Raw genomic sequence first — 16,469 nt, forward strand, 5'->3', positions numbered from 1 at the left:
GTTCTCATTTTACTAGATATCAAGTAAAAGTCAATATCTTTTTATAATAATTTTAAATAAGGAATTTTTATCGGCTGATATGCCAGTCAAACGTATAGCGGACGAAAATGTGCTACTACTCCGTATTATTTTGCGATTCCGAATACAAGCGAACACGTTGACGAATCAAACCATTCAGGATAAAGTACGCCTATCACTGGAACGCACAAAAGCGAAAAAGCAACAAAGCCAAAAAGCGCGAAAGCATGAAAGCCCACGTCTCTTTGCTTGCTGCTCGCTCGCGTTAGCCTGATTTTGCAAGGAGTTGCCATCATGAACAAATCTATTTCATTTTCGCAAAGTATTTGGGTGCTTTTGGCGATCTTCGGCATCCTGTTTCCTGCCTTGTTCTGGGGCAAAGTAGAGCCACACATGCCGCTTTTTGCCGCCACGATTGCGGCGGCCACGCTCCTGCGGCTGTTCGGGGTGCCGTGGAAGCGGATGGAAGAAGGGCTGGTCAAAGGCATCCAGACCGCCATCGCCCCGATGCTGATCCTCTGTCTGATCGGGGTGTTGATCGGGGTCTGGATGATGAGCGGAACGGTTCCGATGATCTTGCACCTTGGCATCTCGCTGATCTCGCCGGAGTACTTTACGATCAGCGCCCTCTTTTTGACCGTGATCGTCTCGAGCGTCACCGGCAGCACGTTTACGACGATCAGCACGATCGGCGTAGCGATGATGGGCGTCTCGACCGCACTCGGGCTCGACCCGCTAATGACAGCCGGGGCGATTATTTGCGGCGCCTGCTTCGGGGATAAAATGTCCCCGCTGTCAGACACGACCAACTTTGCGGCTGCGATTGCCAACGTCTCTTTGATGAATCACATCAAATTCATGTCGCACACCGCGATTCCCGGCCTGCTGATTACGGCGATTTTCTTCGCCGTTCAGGGACAGTCCGCTGACGTAAGCCTGGAGGCGATCCAGGAAATCCAGACGGTGCTTGCGCAGCATTTTTCCCTGGGAATCACGACGCTTTTGCCTGCTGCCGTCGTGCTCGTCTGTTCTGCCTTGCGCAAGCCGATTTTGCCGACCCTCGTCTTCGGGATCTTGAGCGGAGTCGCGACTGCTGCTCTCGTGCAAGGCGTTCACTCCCCGGTCGAATGGATGAACGTCATGCAAAACGGCTTCGCCAGCGAAATCGCCAACGAAGCCGTTGCTTCTATCGTGAACAGGGGCGGGCTGTTGTCCATGACCTGGTCACTTGCCCTCATTCTCATCGCCCTGTCTCTCGGTGGTATTTTGCAGTACAGCGGTGTGTTCGAAGCCTTGTTTGCAGGCTTGATCCAGCGCATCCAAAAAGCGGCAGGCATGGTCGGACTGGCCGGCTCGTCGTCCATCCTCGTCAACCTTTTGACAGGCGAACAGTACTTGTCGATCCTGCTTCCGGGGCAAATGTTCCACGACGCCTTTGTCAAACAAGGGATCGAAGGCAGACGGCTTTCCCGTACGCTCGAAGACTGCGGGACGCTCGTCAACCCGCTCATTCCTTGGGGCGTCAGCGGGGCCTTTTTCACCTCAACGTTGCACGTGGCGACAATCGACTACTTGCCGTATGTAATCTACCTGTGGATTTCGCCGCTGTTGACTTTCCTGTTTGCTCTGCGGCAGCCAAAAGTCACAGTCGAAACTAGACACTAGCCTGTCGCATACACGGTCGTACAATTTTTCCCTCTGCGCTTGGAGCGGTACAGCGCCTCGTCTGCTGCCCGCTTCAAGCCGTCTGCCGTGTCGCTGTCGTCGGGAAAACGCGCGATGCCGACGCTGACCGCGATCGGGATGCAGCAATTGTCCTGCAATAATGGGTGCATGCGCAAAAAGTCGCGGATCGCCCGCACCTTTTCCTCCGCTTCCTTCATCGTCGCCTTCGGGCAGAGCAGCATGAACTCGTCCCCCGCATAGCGGTAGGCCGTATTTTCTCGCCCTGCCACGGCTTTCATCGCCTCGGCGATTCTTCTAATCAGCTCATCTCCCGCGTGATGTCCGAAATGGTCGTTCACCAGTTTCAAACTGTCCGAATCGAGCATAATCAACGCCACCGGGGAGCTTTCTTCTCCCAGCAGCTTTTCCAGATCGCGGTGGAACGCCCGGTAGTTGGCAAGTCCCGTCAGTTCATCCTGAAAAGACATCTGGTACATCCGCTCGTACAGACGCGCCGTCTCGATCGCGCTCGCCACCTGGAAGCCGATGATCTTCAAAAGCTCCTCGTGCTCCTTTTTGTAGGCAAACTCGCGATAGGACTGTGCCGAAATGACGCCTTTGATCTGATTCCCCAGCATCAGCGGCACAAAAATACAAGTGTTCGTGTCGATCTCCGGGCTGCCCCAGCGAATCATTTCCGGCTCGCTCGGCTCGTCCTTCATCGTCCGAATGTGGATCGTTTGCCGGGTCTCAATCACCTTGGAGATCATCGCCTGGCCGTACGGAACCGTAATCGGCCCGTAGTTGATGCCGTTGTCGATGCTGATCGGGATTCTGATCTCGCTGTCGCCCTCGTCAAAAAACGCGATGAAAAAGGCGTCGGCGCGCATCACGCGGGAGACCAGCTCAAAAGCCTTCCACAAAATCTTGTCTTCCTCAAACGTCTTCGCAAAAATATGGCTCAAGTCGTGCAAAATTTTCATGTGCTCCGACATCCACATCATTTCGGATACCTTGTCCCGCAACTCGCTGATTTTTTTCAGCAGCTCCTTGTGCCGCATCCCGTCTTCTGTTGCCAACACCTCGTCAATCTCGCGGGCTACCGCCTCGATCTCTTCCTGATCCACGGCGTCAACACGGCTGAGCCAGCCGCTATAACGCTCCAGCAGATGTCTTGCGTACGCTTCTCTTACGGCGTTGTTTTCATGCATGTACAACCCTCCGGCTATTGGGTAGGCTTACGCTTTTTTCTCGTGATAACGATCGACAGCCGCACGAATGGCCTGCAAAACAGCTCCCTGTCCGGGGGCGAGAAAACGCTCCTGGATCGTCTGCGCAATCTCCTGCATCCCCCCTGCCACTGACTTGCCCACGAGCAGACTGACCAGAAACTCGCTCGTCTTGTCCATCACAAAGGTAAAACTGGCATCGCATATGACGCCGTCATCGGCATCAATGATGAGCACACAGCCCACCATCGTCGACACCTCGTACAGCGTCGTCCCTTTGGGGATTTGGGCAAATCCCGCTGTCAGCACTGTGTTTTTGTTTTTCCACTCAGCCATCTGCATGTCCTCCCCTTCGCCATTCGCCCCGCTCTAGCTGATGACGGGCAAACATACCTCCACTGTCGTTCCGATTCCTGGAGTGCTCATCAGCCGTAATGTTCCTCGATGGTTTTCGATGATTCTGCGGCTGACCATCAGGCCGAGGCCGGTTCCCGTCTCCTTCGTGGTGAAGAAAGCCTCTCCCAGCCGGGCAAGCTGCTCCGCCGGGATGCCTACCCCATTGTCCTCAAAGCGGATGACCACCTTGTCGCCCTCGCACCATAGCCGGATGACGATTTCCCCACTGCCTGATGTAGCCTCGATACCGTTTTTCAAAAAGTTGATGAACGCTTGCTTCAACTGGTTTTCATCGCAGTGAACCATAGGCAACGGCGATTCAAACGCGACCTGGATCGTCACTTTTTGCAAAATCGCCTCTGTTTCCAATAACGTTACCACATGGGTGATGAGATTGGTCAAGTCGTGCACCTCAAAGGCAGACGCGTGCGGCTTCGCCAGCACCAACAGCTCGCTGACGATCATCTCGATCCGCGCCAGCTCCGAGCTCATGATGGAAAAGTACTCCGGCTTGCGCATGCCGTCCTTTTGCATCAGTTGGATAAAGCCTTTCAACGAAGTCAGCGGATTGCGTATCTCATGGGCAATCCCCGCCGCCAACTGTCCCACCAGCGCCAGTTTTTCCGAGTTTTGCAAAAATTCATGCACCCTTTTGCGCTCTGTCATATCGCGTATCAATATGTAATGGCGTAGCTTGTCCTGAATGACCACAGATGTGCCGCAAACCTCCACATCCGTTCGCGTGCCGTCCAGGCGAATCAGCTCCACCTCAATCGGCGAGGTCGTCTCTCCCCGCTCCAGCCGCTTTTGCAGCTCGTGAATCAAAGGCATGTCGCGCGGGTGGAAAAAGGAAGTGAACGGATAGGGCAAAAGCTCCTCGTACCCTCGTGCTCCCATGAGCCTGATTCCGGATTGGTTGACGTACTTCAGCTCTCCTTTTTCGTAGATAAAGGCCGCCTCCAGCGAGAGATCCAGCACCTTGCACGATTGGGCCTCCCTGCTGTCGGCCACGGCTTGCGACAGCTTTTGCACCATCGCGTAATAGCCAATCGTGGCACCTTCTGCCAAAAATGCGCCATACGTAATATGGACAGGTACCGGCGGACCAGCCTTGTGAGCGAAAACCGTGCAAAATGGCATCGGCTCCCCGTTTACTGCGCATTGCGTCTGACGGCGCACTGTCTCCTGCTCCTCCGCGATGGCAAGCTTCCAAAACGGGTAGCCCTCCCACTCTTCTGCTGCGTAGCCTGTCAGCGCTTCGCAGGCGGGATTGCCTCTGCAAACGCCTCCTGATTGATCCAGCCAAAAAGCCGCTTGCACCATTTGCTCGAAGAAGGAGCGATAGAGAAGACTGCTCCTGCACTCATTATCCAACAGGCCTTTCATTGTGCCCTTCCCCTCCTGGGACGAGAAAACGGCTAATCCGCCTAGCGGAAATAGCCTTAACCGTTCTCAAATGCTATTCATACCCAATTTTACCCTATTCTTTTTGCCGTTTCCATCCCCTGCGTTTGTGAAATGTATATAAATCTTCTTTTATAGGATAGAGGGGAGCATTCTTACCCGTGCTCAATCGCGGCCCTGACCTTATTGCCTGCACGCGCCAGCCGCTCTGCCGCCTCCTTTGCCGCCAAGCCTGTCTTTTGCATGACGATCGCCACTCGCACATCGCCTGCCGCTTCCCCGAGCAATCGGTCCGCTTCCTCGTACGACGCTCCCGTCACTTGCATGACAATATGCTTCGCGCGCTCCCGCAACTTCTGGTTCGTCGCCTGCACGTTCACCATCAAATTCCCGTACACTTTGCCAAGCTGCACCATGCTCGCAGTCGTCAGCATGTTCAGCACCATCTTCGTCGCGCTGCCTGCCTTGAGCCGGGTAGAGCCGGTGACGACCTCCGGACCGACTTCGATGTTGATCGCGATGTCGGCGCTTTTGCTGCTGTCCGGGTCGGGATTGCAGGAAAGCGCTATCGTTGCAGCCTGCCGCGCCCTCGCCTCTTCCAGCGCTCCCAGCACATAAGGCGTCCGCCCGCTGGCCGCGATCCCCACGACGACATCGCCCTGCCCGACTCCCGCCTCGCGCACATCCTGCCGCCCCAGCTCGTGCGAGTCTTCGGCCCCTTCGATGGCTTCTGTCATCGCTTGCGCTCCGCCGGCAATGATTCCGCGCACGACGGAAGCATCCGTGCCAAAAGTCGGCGGGCATTCAGCGGCGTCCAGCACCCCAAGCCGCCCGCTCGTACCGGCTCCGAAGTAAAACAGCCGTCCGCCGCCCGACAGCGCCTGCACGATCTGCTCGACAGCTTCGGCGACTTGCGGCAGCACCCGCTTGATGGCGACCGCTACCTTGTGATCTTCCTCGTTCATCAGCGTGACGATTTCCAGCGCCGTCATCTGATCCAGCCGCTCGCTGGCCGGATTGCGCATTTCCGTCTGAAGCTGGTGCAGGTTTTCGTCCATGCTGGGCTTCACCTCTTTTCCAAGGCTGTACCGCTTTTTCGCAACTTCTCTGCCGCTTTTTCGTCCAGGCGGTGGCCTGTGCCCGTGATCGCCGCTGCCAGAGAACCGATCACAGGCGGCACGTCCGGGATGACCGTCGAAAACGAAGCTTTATCCATCACTCGCTGTCTGACCAGCGTGTCGGTGGCAAACAGCCCTCCCGCGAGCACGACAGGCAGTGCTTCCTGCGTCTTTTCCAGGCATGCCTGCGCCAACTCGAGCAGATCGTCCGCCGCTTCTGCAATCAGTCTGCACGCGAGGCTGTCTTGCTGCCGTGCCGCCTGCTCCACCAGCTCACTCGCCCCGGCCAGGCGCATGCGCGGATTGCTGGCCCCGTAGATCACGCCGATCAGCTCTTCCGGGCTTGCCACCTGGTAATGGGCAAGAAACAGCCCGGTCAAGGCAGTCGGCTCGCCGCGACCGTCATATGCGCGCAAAACCGCCATGGCCGCCTTTTTTCCGAGATCGTAGCCGCTGCCTTCATCGCCAAGCAAATAGCCCCAACCGCCTACGCGGTGCCTCGCCCCTCCGCTTGTCAGCGCACACGCAATCGAGCCTGTACCGGAGATGAGCACAATCCCCGGCTGCCCCCACGTCCCGGAGTAGAGCGCAGGAACCGCATCGTTGTCCACGCGCAGCCGCTCCTGCCACACCTCTGCAAACGAAGCGTGCAGCTTTTCCCGAATCGCCGGGCGATCAGCGCCGCCCAGACCGATGAACAGCCCCGCCACCTCTTCCGCTCTCGCTCCCGCCTGCTCGCACGCAGTCGCAACGAGCTGTTGCAGCGTCGCCTCCACCTGTGCCCACGGCCGCGACAGCGGATTGGATGACTCCCCTGCCACGATCGCCCACACTTGCCCTTGCTCGTCGCAGATGGCGGCTTTTGTCTTCGTCCCCCCTCCATCTATCCCGATAAACCATTTTTTCCCGTCATTTAACTGCACCTGCGGTCAACCCCTCCATGAACTGTCTGGACGCCAGCAAAAACACGACGATCATTGGCAGCGCAGACAACGTCAGCCCGGCAAAAAGCAGGCTCCAATCTGTTTCGTACTCCCCGAACAACACCATCATCCCCACCGGAATCGTCTTCAGCGCGTCTTCCTGAATGAAGATCAGCGGGAAAAAGAAGTCGTTCCAGGCGTGAATGAAGTTGATGATGACAACCGTCGCGAGCGCGGGCCGGATCAGCGGCAAGAGCACGCGCCAAAACACCTGAAAGTGGCTGCAGCCATCAATCCGCGCCGCCTCCTCCAGCTCTACAGGAAGCGTGCGGAAAAACCCCGTCAAAATAAACACCGAGATCGGAATCCCGCTCGCCGTGTAGATCAGGATCAGCGACCAGAGCGAATTGAGCAGCCCGAAATTTTTCATCAGCAAAAACAAAGGCACAATCCCCAGCTTGATCGGAATCATCAGCCCGATGATGAAAAAGAAGTACAGCGCCCCTGTCCAGCGATACGAAAAGCGCGACAAGTAAAAGGCAGCCATCGCGGAAAAGACCGTAATCATCAACACCGACATCCCGCTGACCAATACGCTGTTCAGCAAAAAGTCGGCAAACGGCACCGCTTCCCACAGCTTCCGGTACGTCGCAAAGCCAAACGACTGCGGCAGCGACAACGGACTGGCGAAAATCTCCCTGTTCGTTTTAAACGAGGAAAGAATCATTAACACGATTGGATAGAGCGACACCAATGCAAACATATACGCGGCCACATACGAAACCGCCCTGCCCGCTACGCTCGTTTTCACCTGCATCCCCCCTTCCCGTTCCGGTTCAGCCCCAGCCTGCTCGCGGGTCCGCTTCATCGCTCAATGCTGGACTTCGCGCTTGCGCATCAAGTACAGCGAGACAGCCGACACGGATGCGACGATGAAAAACAGCACGACAGCCAATGCGGAGCCGAGCCCGACAGCCAAGTCTCCCGCGCCGCCCGCACTGGAAAACGCCATGCGATAAAAGTAGACCGCGAGCGTATCCGTCGAGCGAAACGGCTCGCCCATCGAGCCTTGCATCGCGTACACCAGCTCAAACGCTTCGAACGCCTGGATAAAGGTGAAGATCGTCATGATCGTAATCGCCGGCATGCACAGCGGCAGGATGATTTTCCACAACAACCGCAAGCCCCGCGCCCCGTCCAGCCTGGCTGCCTCGATCAGCTCTTCCGGAATCGCCTGCAATCCGGCCAAAAAGATCAGCATGGCAAAGCCGATGCCAAACCAGCAGTTAATCAAAATAATCGCAATCAGCGCCGTATCCGGATCGCCCAGCCACGGTCTGGCCCACTCCTGCAGTCCTACCTCGGCCAACAGCGTGTTCAGCGCTCCGTAATTCGGATTGAGGACTAATTTCCACAAAAAACCAATCACAATCACAGACAGCAGCCGCGGCATGAAGTAAGCGATTTTCAAAAAGGCCGAGCCGCGAATTTTGCGGTAGATGAGAAAGGCGAGGCCGAACGCAATCCCGTTTTGCACGATCATTTCGATGACAAAGTAGGAGACGTTGTGCCCGAAGGCGTTCCAGAACATCTCGTTGAACGGCTCCACCGTAAACAGCGTGACAAAATTTTTCAGCCCGACAAACACTCCCCGCTTGATGCCCTGCCAGTCGTACAAGCTGTACAAAAAAGCGCTAAGAATCGGATACAGGACAAACAGCGTGTACACAATCAAGGCGGGCAAGGGAAACAGGTGGATCAGCCAGCGCGCCCGCCCCTTCGGTCGAATCGTATGCCTGTTCCTCGTGCCGATGATCTCCACCCCCTTTTGGCTTTCGCGGACGGGAGGGCTACGGTTCATCCGCTCCCGCCAACGATCATCACTGCCTACTTTTTAAACGGAGGGAACCAGGTGGCGGCGGACTTCTGTACTTCCCCCGCGACCTGTTCGGGCGTGAGCTTGCCCAAGTACATGCCTTGCAGGGCGTTTTCCAGCGTTTGCTTCGTTGTCGGCTGTCCTTCGGCGAAGTGCACGACCATCAGGTAAGGCGTCGAGCTTGTTTGCGACAGCTCCGCCATTTTGTTTACGAGCGGATCGTCTGTCGACACTCCCGGCACTGCGCTGATACGCTTGAACTGGTTGGCGAACAGCTCGCCGAACTTTTTGGTCGCCATAAACTCCATGAATTTCAACGCTTCCTGCTTATGCTTCGACTTGGCGTTGACGGCATACGAACCATCCACCCATGTCGTCAGGACAGACTGCCCGTTGTTGGTCGGCATCGGGAAAAAATCTAGCTGCAAATCGGGGTTCAGCTTTTTCAGCCCTTCCAGCTCAAAGCTGCCGTTGATGAACATCGCCGCCTTTTCCGTCGCGAACAAGGTGCGCATGTCGTTCAATTCGAGCCCCACATAATTTTCCGGGAAATAAGGAATCAGTTCCTGCATGCGTGTAACCGATTGGAGAAACTCGGAACTTTGCAGATTGCTTTCGCCTTTGAGCAGCTTGTCGAGATAGTCGCCGCCGCTGTAGCTCGCCGGAGCGATCACGCCGTGGCTCAACGAAAGCAGCCAGCCTTCCTTCGCGCCAAACGAAATCGGCGTGATGCCTTTTTCCTTCAACGCCTTGGCTGTCGCTATCAATTCGTCCCAGCTCTTTGGCTCTGTCAGGCCGTTTTGCTCGAAAATTTTCTTGTTGTAGTAAAACTGCGTGGAATTTAAGGAGAGCGGAACGCCGTAGACTTTGCCGTCTTTGCCTGTCGCCGCTGCGAGGACGTCTTTGGGGAAGGAGGAGATGCCTGGCACATTGTCCAGCGACTCCAGATAGCCTGCTTCCGCCAGGGAAATACCCGGGGCATACGGACGCAGTTGCAGGATGTCCGGTCCGCTGTCGCTTTGCAGCGCGGTGTTGAGGATGGTGTTGTACTCGGTTGCCTTGAACGGCTTGAACTCGATCTTGATGTTCGGGTTCTCGGCCTCAAACGCTTTGATAATCGCCTTGTAGCCCTCTGTGTCCTCGACCCGCCAACTGTGCATGGACAGCGTCACCTGCTGTCCGCCGCCCTCATTGCCACCAGGCTGGGTGCCTGGTGCGGTTTGCTCCCCTCCACCTGAACTGCAGCCGACCAGTGCCATGGCTGCTACCAAAAAGACAGACGCCGCCCTTCGAAAACGGAAATGCTTCATCCAGAACCCTCCCCCTTTTTCTTCGAAGCGATCATACACGTGCTCTCGCTTTATCAGTCAGACCGTTTGCAGCGCGGTCGTGACAGCGTTGTGCAGGATGGGCCGCAATTGCCGAAGCTGATGATTGCGCCCGAGGTGAACGGCATTGGTGAGAAAAATGACGGCAAGCTCCCGGACCGGGTCGATCCAGATGCTGGTCCCGGTGAACCCCGTATGTCCGTAGCTCGCGGGATGAAAATGATCGCCGCAACTGAGCGTAGTTCCTGCCTGGTTCAGCTCCCAGCCGAAACCGCGGCTTTCGCCCGCTTGCCCGGCGTGGTTGCGCACCGCCAGCTCGCGCCAATGCTCCGCAAGCAAGGGCGGTTCGTTGTACAGCCAGCTTTGCGCGTACAGGCACAAGTCGTCCGCAGTCGCAAACAGCCCGGCGTGCCCCGCGACTCCGCCCATGGCAAACGCTTTTTCGTCATGGACTTCCCCACAGATGTACGCGCTTGTGAGCGAGCAATATTCCGTTTTTGCAATATTCGGAAAACAACTCCCGTCAGGACAGTAGCAAGTGTGCGCCATCCCCAATGGGGCAAAAACCCGCTGTGCGACAAACGCATCCAGCGGCTGTCCTGCCACTCGCTCGATGAGCAGGCCGAGCCAGATCATGCCCAGATCGCTGTAGACGACTCGCTCGCCCGGCTTTTGCAGCAACTGCTGCCGATACAACAGCTCAGGCAGCACGATCTCGCTATCCCGCCTGCGCGTCTCTAAATCTGCCGGCAGTCCGGACGTGTGCGCGAGCAACTGCCCGATCGTGATCGCGGCTTTATCGGGCGGACAATCCGGAAAAAATGCGCCGATCCGGTCATCGGGGGCGAGCAGCCCCTCCTGCATCAAGAGCAGGAGCGCGGGCAATGTCGCTGTCACCTTTGTCAGCGAGGCCAAGTCAAACAAAGTGTCTTTCGTGATCGGCTGGCCGTCGGCGATACTCGTAGCTCCCGCATCAAGCGAGTAGCAGACACGCCCCTCGCGGACGACGCGCAGGGCAGCTCCCGGCAGCAGTCGCTCGCCGATCCAGCCTTGCAACAGTTTTTCGAGCGCCTCCATATTTCCCCCTCCGCCTTTTCGTCAATTGGATGAGCGTTTTGTCCGGCTGACAGCCAGCCGCGTTTTTTCCAGCAACGGAATCACATCATCCTGCTTTCTGCTGACCATCGTGATGAACAAAATATCAATCACATTGAGCTGCGCAATCCGGGAAGCCATCGCCCCGCTGCGGATGCTTTTTTCCACGGAGCTGGTAAACAGCCGGATATGAGCCAAATCCGCGACAGGCGAAGGCCCGAATTTGGTCAGCGAAATGACCGTGGCGCCCTGCTGTCTCGCCTCTGTCAGCGACTGGATGATATCCTCGGTTTGCCCCGAATAGGAAATGCCGATGACGACGTCTTTTTCCGACAGGTTGACAGCCGAGGTCAGTTGCGCGTGAAAATCGGAGTAAGCCTCGCACCACAGGTTGATGCGGGAAAACTTTTGCCTGATGTCGTCGGCAATGACCGCGGAGGCTCCTACTCCGTACACGTCTATTTTTCTCGCTGTGGACAGCGCATCGACGGCTCTGTTCACTTCTTCGCTGGACAGGACCGAGAGTGTGTCCTGAATCGACTGAATGTTGTTCCAGCTCACCGCCTGCATGATCGACTCGGTCGTGCCCTCCATCATGATTTCCTGATAGCTCGTGGGCGCCGTCTGTTTGTTCAAGTCGCCCGCAATCCGCAGCTTCAGCTCCTGATAGCCCTTCATATTCAGCGAACGAGCCAGGCGAATAATCGTCGCCTCCGATACTCCGCTCAGCTCGGACAGCTTTTGCACCGACAGCTTCACCACATCTTCCGGGTGAGCCAGTATATACTCGGCCACCTTGCGTTCGGATGGCTTCAATTCGTCCAAAATCGCCTGCAGGCTGACAAGTCCTCCGTTTAACATATGCGCCACCGCTCTCTTCCTTCGTATCTTATCACCATTTTATGTAGTATTATTTCTTGAGTCAATTGTTATCTAATAAACAATATTACAGAATCCGGCGAATCAGCACTGCTTTGCTTCTCTTTTTCGCGACAAATTTCCCTCTTGACTCTGCCGCCGCGTGAAGCTTTACGCTTGCAACCGAACAGAAATCCAAGGAGGATGGTTGCATGAACACGTTACTGATTAAAGGGTGCCATATCTTGACGATGGTGGAAAAAGAACGGCCGTGGGTCGGGGACATTTTGATTGCGGACGGGCGGATTGCGAAGCTCGCACCCGTGATTGAAGCGTCTGCCAGCACCGTGCTTCCGGCCAAAGACATGGTCGCCATGCCTGGCCTTGTCAACGCCCACAATCATGCGAGCATGTCGCTGTTGCGAGCTTTTTCCGACGACCTGAAGCTGATGGATTGGCTGGACAAAAAGATGCTGCCAGCGGAAGCGCGGATGACGCCAGAGGACGTTTACTGGGGAACGATGCTCGGGATTGCGGAAATGATCGCCTCTGGCACGACGGCTTTTGCCGACATGTACGTGCACATGGACGCTGTAGCCGAAGCCGTGCGGGACAGCGGAATCAGAGCTTCGCTGACGCGCGGCCTGATCTTTTTACAGGATGACGGCGGACGGCGCATGACCGAAGCGCTCGATCTGATCGACAGATGGTCCGGTGCGGCAGACGGCAGAATCACCACCATGCTCGGGCCGCACGCGCCTTATACGTGCCCGCCGCAGCCGCTGAAAGAGGTCGTCGATCTCGCCAGAAGCCGCCGGATTCCGCTGCACATCCACCTGGCCGAAACCCGCGAGGAAGTGGAAAAAATCCGCGAGAAATACGACCAGACGCCGACCGAGTATTTGCAGGAGCTGGGGACTTTTCACGAAAATCACGTCCTGCTCGCCCACGCTGTCCACTTGAGCCTAGAGGACATCGGCCGTTTGCGCGGCATGCGAGGCGGCGTCGCGCACAACCCTGTGAGCAATCTGAAGCTCGGCTGCGGAATCGCTCCTGTCGCGGAGCTGCTCGCCCAAGGCGTCACGGTCGGCCTGGGCACCGACGGAGCAGGCAGCGCCACGACGCTCGACATGTTTGCGGAAATCAAGGCGGCGTCCTGGATGCAAAAGCTGCACTATGGCGATCCGACCGTGCTGCCAGCCGAGCAAGTTTTGCGCATGGCGACGATCGAGAGCGCCAGACTGCTCGGGATCGACCACGAGGTGGGCACACTTGCGACAGGCAAACGCGCCGATCTCATCCTGCTCGATCTGAAAAAGCCGCACCTCGCCCCGCTGCACGACCTGCATTCGCTCGTCGCCTACAGCGCGACCGGCGCGGATGTCGATACCACGATCGTCAACGGCGAAGTTTTGATGCGCGACCGCAAGCTGCAAACCATCTCCTGGGAGGACGTGTATCGCCAAGCCACAGAGCGGGCAAAGCGGCTCGTCGCAGGGCTGTAGTCCGGCACGCTCCCAACGCTCACAGGTTCAGCACACAGAACGAAACCGCAAGATAGATGGCGAACAGGCTCCATTGCAAATACGGGATCAACAAGGAGGAGGCGATCTTGTCCAGCGGCCGAATCGCCCGGATCAGCACCCAGGTCGAGTACAGGATGAGAATCGTGTCGACGGCGGCCAAAAACGGCAATTGCAGCCTGTAAAACAACAGCGTGAACAACTGATGAAAAAACCAGTTTATTCCGTACAGAAGCAAAAGCTCCCGATTCATTTGCTTGCGGCGAACAGCAATGACGACAGATGCGGCAATGAGCACATGCAAAATAAACCAGACGATCTTGAGCACATGGTCGGGCGGCGTGCCTTCAGGCTTGGTCAGCGACTCGTACCAGGCCCCGCCCCCCGGAAAGGCGAGGCTCGCCAATGAATAAAGGACGATCACCGAGAAAAACAGCAGCGTATGGTGCAAAGTGCTCATCGAGACTTTCCTCTCCTTTTTGCCAGGCTCTCTTCCCTATGTTTCTATATCTATGAGCGTCGCTACCATTTTCATGCCGCTTTTTCAGAGATTGGCCTGTCTCTTTTTATAGAAGACAGGAAAAGAAAAACCGCCTGTCCCGTTTTTTCGGACAAGCGGTTTTTTGGCAAAAGGCGGTTTGCTCTCGGCTGCGGGCTGGTAGACTTGCGGGCTTGTAGCTTGCAGTCTTACAGGCTCGCAGTCTTGCAGACTACGGCAGGCGCAAAACCTCGCCTGGTTTCAGTGCCTTGCCTCTGATATCTTTTTCGGCCAAAGTCGCGACAAACGCGTCTCCGTCCTGTTTGATCGGCGGGAACGTATCGTAGTGAATCGGCACGACGTAGTCGGCGGCGATCCACTCGGCGGCGATCACCGCATCCTCCGGCCCCATCGTGAATACATCCCCAATCGGCAAAAACGCCAAGTCGATATCATGGCGATCTCCAATCAGCTTCATGTCGCCGAACAGCCCTGTATCTCCCGCGTGGTAGATCGTTTTGCCGCCCAGCTCGATCACAAAGCCGCCTGGCATCCCCATGTAGACGATCTGCTGCTTGTCATCCAGCACGACGCCGGAGCTGTGGAACGCCTGTGTCATTTTCACTTTTCCAAAAGGCAGTGTCACAGAGCCGCCCAGGTTCATCGAAACGGTTTTGACGCCTTGCCAGTCAAGGTATGTAGCCAGCTCATGCGTCGCGACGATGGTCGCGTCATTTGCCTTTGCCAGCTCGACTGCGTCGAGAATATGGTCCTGGTGTCCGTGCGTCAGCAGGATGTACTGGACTTGGATGTCCGCAAGCGTCGTTTTTGCCAGCGGATTTCCCGAAATAAACGGGTCAATCATGATCGAATGCCCTTCACTGGTCAACTGCACGGAAGAATGTCCGTGAAACCGGATTTCCAACATGGTATCCCCTGCCCTCTCTCATCATTGGTTTGTTCCTCTACCATGTTACCATGCGCAGGGGCGGGAATAAAATCCATCTGCACACTCCGGCAAAAAGAAAGGAAGAGGCTGCCGATCGCTCGACAGCCTGAGGAACAACTCATTTCTGTTAACAAGACGGTATGGCAGCTTAGCAGTCGTGGTCGTGTTCCGTAACGGCAATAATTTTAGAATCACGAATGATGGTGCGGCGATGGTTGTCGTGTTCGCGCAGGATGATAGTGCTGGATTTTACCTCGATCAGCTTGCCGAAAAAGTTGCAATTCACAGTCTCAACCTTTACGTTTTTCCCTTCGAATCGTCTCACCTGGTCTCTGAATGCCATGGTCAATCCCTCCTTCTGTAAGCATCCTATGTACGTTTGGCATAGCCCTACTGAGCAAATGCACAGACAAACAGAAAATGTACTTGTACCCGTCCGTCATTCGTCTAGTTTGCGGCGTGCAGCGCCACAACGGCGAGTTTTGTCGGCAGATGACAGAGCGCGGACAATCACCGGCGCAAAATTCGAACGGTGCAGGAAATTGTCGCACGATTGCAAAAGGAAATTCTTTTGCCGCACAGAATGGGTAAAAAACGGATGAAAAGCACGTACGGCAGGAGGGATAAGCATGGGAGACGTCATTGAGCTTGTCGCCAGGGAACGGACCTACAGCGGCAGGGAAGTCGCCGAAATGCTCGGGATCGGGGCGAGCACATTGCGCAAGTGGGGCATGCTGCTCGAGCAGCACGGCTATTGGTTCCTGCGGGACAATCAAAACCGGCGCGAATACCGCCAGATGGATGTGTCCTGCCTGACCCGCTTTTACGAGCTGACCAAGGACCAGCTCATTCCCCAGGAAGAAGCCGCGCTAATGATCGTCAGCCAAAACTACACGGGAGCGGGAGCGGCTCACAGAGAGACGGCTGTTGCTCTCGCTCCTGTTGCTCATCCCGTCGCAACAGAAGACACTCTCGAAGCATTGGACGCCATCGACGAAAAGCTGCACGCCCTGGCGCTGCACGTGAAGCAGCAGGATGAGAACCAGCAGGCGCTGCTCGCGCGCCTGGAAAAGCAGGAGGCGTATATCCGCAGCAGCCTCAAGGAGCGCGACCGCCGCCTGACCAAAGCGATGAGCGACATCATGGACGCCAAAGTCCAGTTGGCCAAGCTCAAGGACGCCGAGCGGAAAACGTCTATTTGGCATAAGCTGTTTCGGCTGAGCTAAGTGTAATGGCAGGAAGTGGTTTGGCAAGCTGGCGGAGGCGGTTTCTGCGGTTTCGTATGTTCGTTCGTGAGGCCGATGCAAAAACACTCTGACTCGCCTCATGGAGCCTCTGCGGGCATGATTTCTTGCGATGGGGCGATGCCAGTCAACCATGCATCGCATGGCAAACGAGCCTATCATGCCCGCCCCTCCATGTAAAGCCGCCCACGTAACCATCCGCCTGTTAAAAACCCATTTACACAAAAAAATTTACATTCCCGAGACTTCACCTACGCTCATTTCCAATGTCACCGTACAATGATGTCAAGAAAGTAACGGCACCTTACACCCATTTACAAAGCAGCAACGGAGCAAACTGCACAGCTAGAGCTTGGTTTTGTATC

16 protein-coding genes are annotated in these 16,469 nt (G+C 56.2%); 3 read left to right on the forward strand and 13 right to left on the reverse strand.

Going from position 1 to position 16,469, the window contains the following annotated elements; genetic code table 11:
• Window positions 1-312: 312 nt before the first annotated feature.
• On the forward strand, window positions 313-1,683 hold the full coding sequence (gene nhaC, locus AC3WJN_RS11815) for a Na+/H+ antiporter NhaC (RefSeq protein WP_005831446.1): 1,371 nt from the start codon (window positions 313-315) through the stop codon (window positions 1,681-1,683).
• On the opposite strand, the gene AC3WJN_RS11820 is transcribed toward nhaC, so the two are convergent.
• The 10 genes from AC3WJN_RS11820 to AC3WJN_RS11865 all read right to left on the reverse strand — a co-directional run bounded on the left by AC3WJN_RS11820 (window position 1,680) and on the right by AC3WJN_RS11865 (window position 11,913).
• Window positions 1,680-2,894 (reverse strand): sensor domain-containing diguanylate cyclase, encoded by a 1,215-nt coding sequence (locus AC3WJN_RS11820; protein WP_005831448.1) that lies wholly within the window; start codon window positions 2,892-2,894, stop codon window positions 1,680-1,682. The genes nhaC and AC3WJN_RS11820 overlap by 4 nt on opposite strands.
• 27 nt (window positions 2,895-2,921) lie before the next feature.
• Window positions 2,922-3,248 (reverse strand): DUF3870 domain-containing protein, encoded by a 327-nt coding sequence (locus tag AC3WJN_RS11825; RefSeq protein WP_005831450.1) that lies wholly within the window; start codon window positions 3,246-3,248, stop codon window positions 2,922-2,924.
• 33 nt (window positions 3,249-3,281) lie between these two features.
• Window positions 3,282-4,694 carry a PAS domain-containing sensor histidine kinase gene (locus tag AC3WJN_RS11830; protein WP_122952882.1) on the reverse strand — a complete coding sequence of 471 codons (1,413 nt, stop codon included), beginning with the start codon at window positions 4,692-4,694 and terminating at the stop codon, window positions 3,282-3,284.
• 173 nt (window positions 4,695-4,867) lie between these two features.
• A complete protein-coding gene (gene murQ / locus AC3WJN_RS11835) occupies window positions 4,868-5,770 on the reverse strand; it encodes an N-acetylmuramic acid 6-phosphate etherase (protein ID WP_005828070.1) in 903 nt (300 codons plus the stop codon).
• An 8-nt stretch (window positions 5,771-5,778) separates the two neighbouring features.
• Entirely contained in the window at window positions 5,779-6,753 is a 975-nt protein-coding gene (locus AC3WJN_RS11840) for an N-acetylglucosamine kinase (protein ID WP_005828072.1), read from the reverse strand.
• Window positions 6,740-7,564 (reverse strand): carbohydrate ABC transporter permease, encoded by an 825-nt coding sequence (locus tag AC3WJN_RS11845; protein ID WP_025846788.1) that lies wholly within the window; start codon window positions 7,562-7,564, stop codon window positions 6,740-6,742. Before AC3WJN_RS11845 ends, AC3WJN_RS11840 begins: the two co-directional genes overlap by 14 nt.
• A 60-nt stretch (window positions 7,565-7,624) precedes the next feature.
• Window positions 7,625-8,614, reverse strand: a complete 990-nt coding sequence (locus AC3WJN_RS11850) for a carbohydrate ABC transporter permease (protein ID WP_005828076.1) — start codon at window positions 8,612-8,614, stop codon at window positions 7,625-7,627.
• Between the two features lie 26 nt (window positions 8,615-8,640).
• Window positions 8,641-9,939, reverse strand: coding sequence for an ABC transporter substrate-binding protein (locus AC3WJN_RS11855; protein WP_005828078.1), 1,299 nt, complete (start codon window positions 9,937-9,939; stop codon window positions 8,641-8,643).
• 57 nt (window positions 9,940-9,996) lie between these two features.
• A complete protein-coding gene (locus AC3WJN_RS11860; protein WP_197187254.1) occupies window positions 9,997-11,034 on the reverse strand; it encodes a serine hydrolase domain-containing protein in 1,038 nt (345 codons plus the stop codon).
• A 21-nt stretch (window positions 11,035-11,055) separates the two neighbouring features.
• Complete coding sequence (locus AC3WJN_RS11865; RefSeq protein WP_035423134.1) at window positions 11,056-11,913, reverse strand: MurR/RpiR family transcriptional regulator; 858 nt, start codon at window positions 11,911-11,913, stop codon at window positions 11,056-11,058.
• Between the two features lie 209 nt (window positions 11,914-12,122).
• Here AC3WJN_RS11865 and AC3WJN_RS11870 point away from each other — a divergent pair, with 209 nt between their 5' ends.
• Complete coding sequence (locus AC3WJN_RS11870) at window positions 12,123-13,415, forward strand: amidohydrolase (protein WP_238503933.1); 1,293 nt, start codon at window positions 12,123-12,125, stop codon at window positions 13,413-13,415.
• A gap of 19 nt (window positions 13,416-13,434) precedes the next feature.
• On the opposite strand, the gene AC3WJN_RS11875 is transcribed toward AC3WJN_RS11870, so the two are convergent.
• The 3 genes from AC3WJN_RS11875 to AC3WJN_RS11885 form a co-directional block, all read right to left on the reverse strand.
• Entirely contained in the window at window positions 13,435-13,893 is a 459-nt protein-coding gene (locus tag AC3WJN_RS11875) for a TspO/MBR family protein (protein WP_429775992.1), read from the reverse strand.
• Between the two features lie 250 nt (window positions 13,894-14,143).
• Entirely contained in the window at window positions 14,144-14,839 is a 696-nt protein-coding gene (locus AC3WJN_RS11880) for a metal-dependent hydrolase (RefSeq protein WP_005828090.1), read from the reverse strand.
• A 169-nt stretch (window positions 14,840-15,008) separates the two neighbouring features.
• A complete protein-coding gene (locus tag AC3WJN_RS11885; protein ID WP_005828092.1) occupies window positions 15,009-15,203 on the reverse strand; it encodes a hypothetical protein in 195 nt (64 codons plus the stop codon).
• A 286-nt stretch (window positions 15,204-15,489) separates the two neighbouring features.
• On the opposite strand from AC3WJN_RS11885, the gene AC3WJN_RS11890 reads away from it, so the two are divergent.
• Window positions 15,490-16,086: a MerR family transcriptional regulator gene (locus AC3WJN_RS11890; protein ID WP_007782798.1), complete on the forward strand. Its 597-nt coding sequence runs from the start codon at window positions 15,490-15,492 to the stop codon at window positions 16,084-16,086.
• Window positions 16,087-16,469: the final 383 nt, after the last annotated feature.

It is taken from the genome of Brevibacillus sp. FW306-2-1A-C05A, assembly GCF_058781555.1.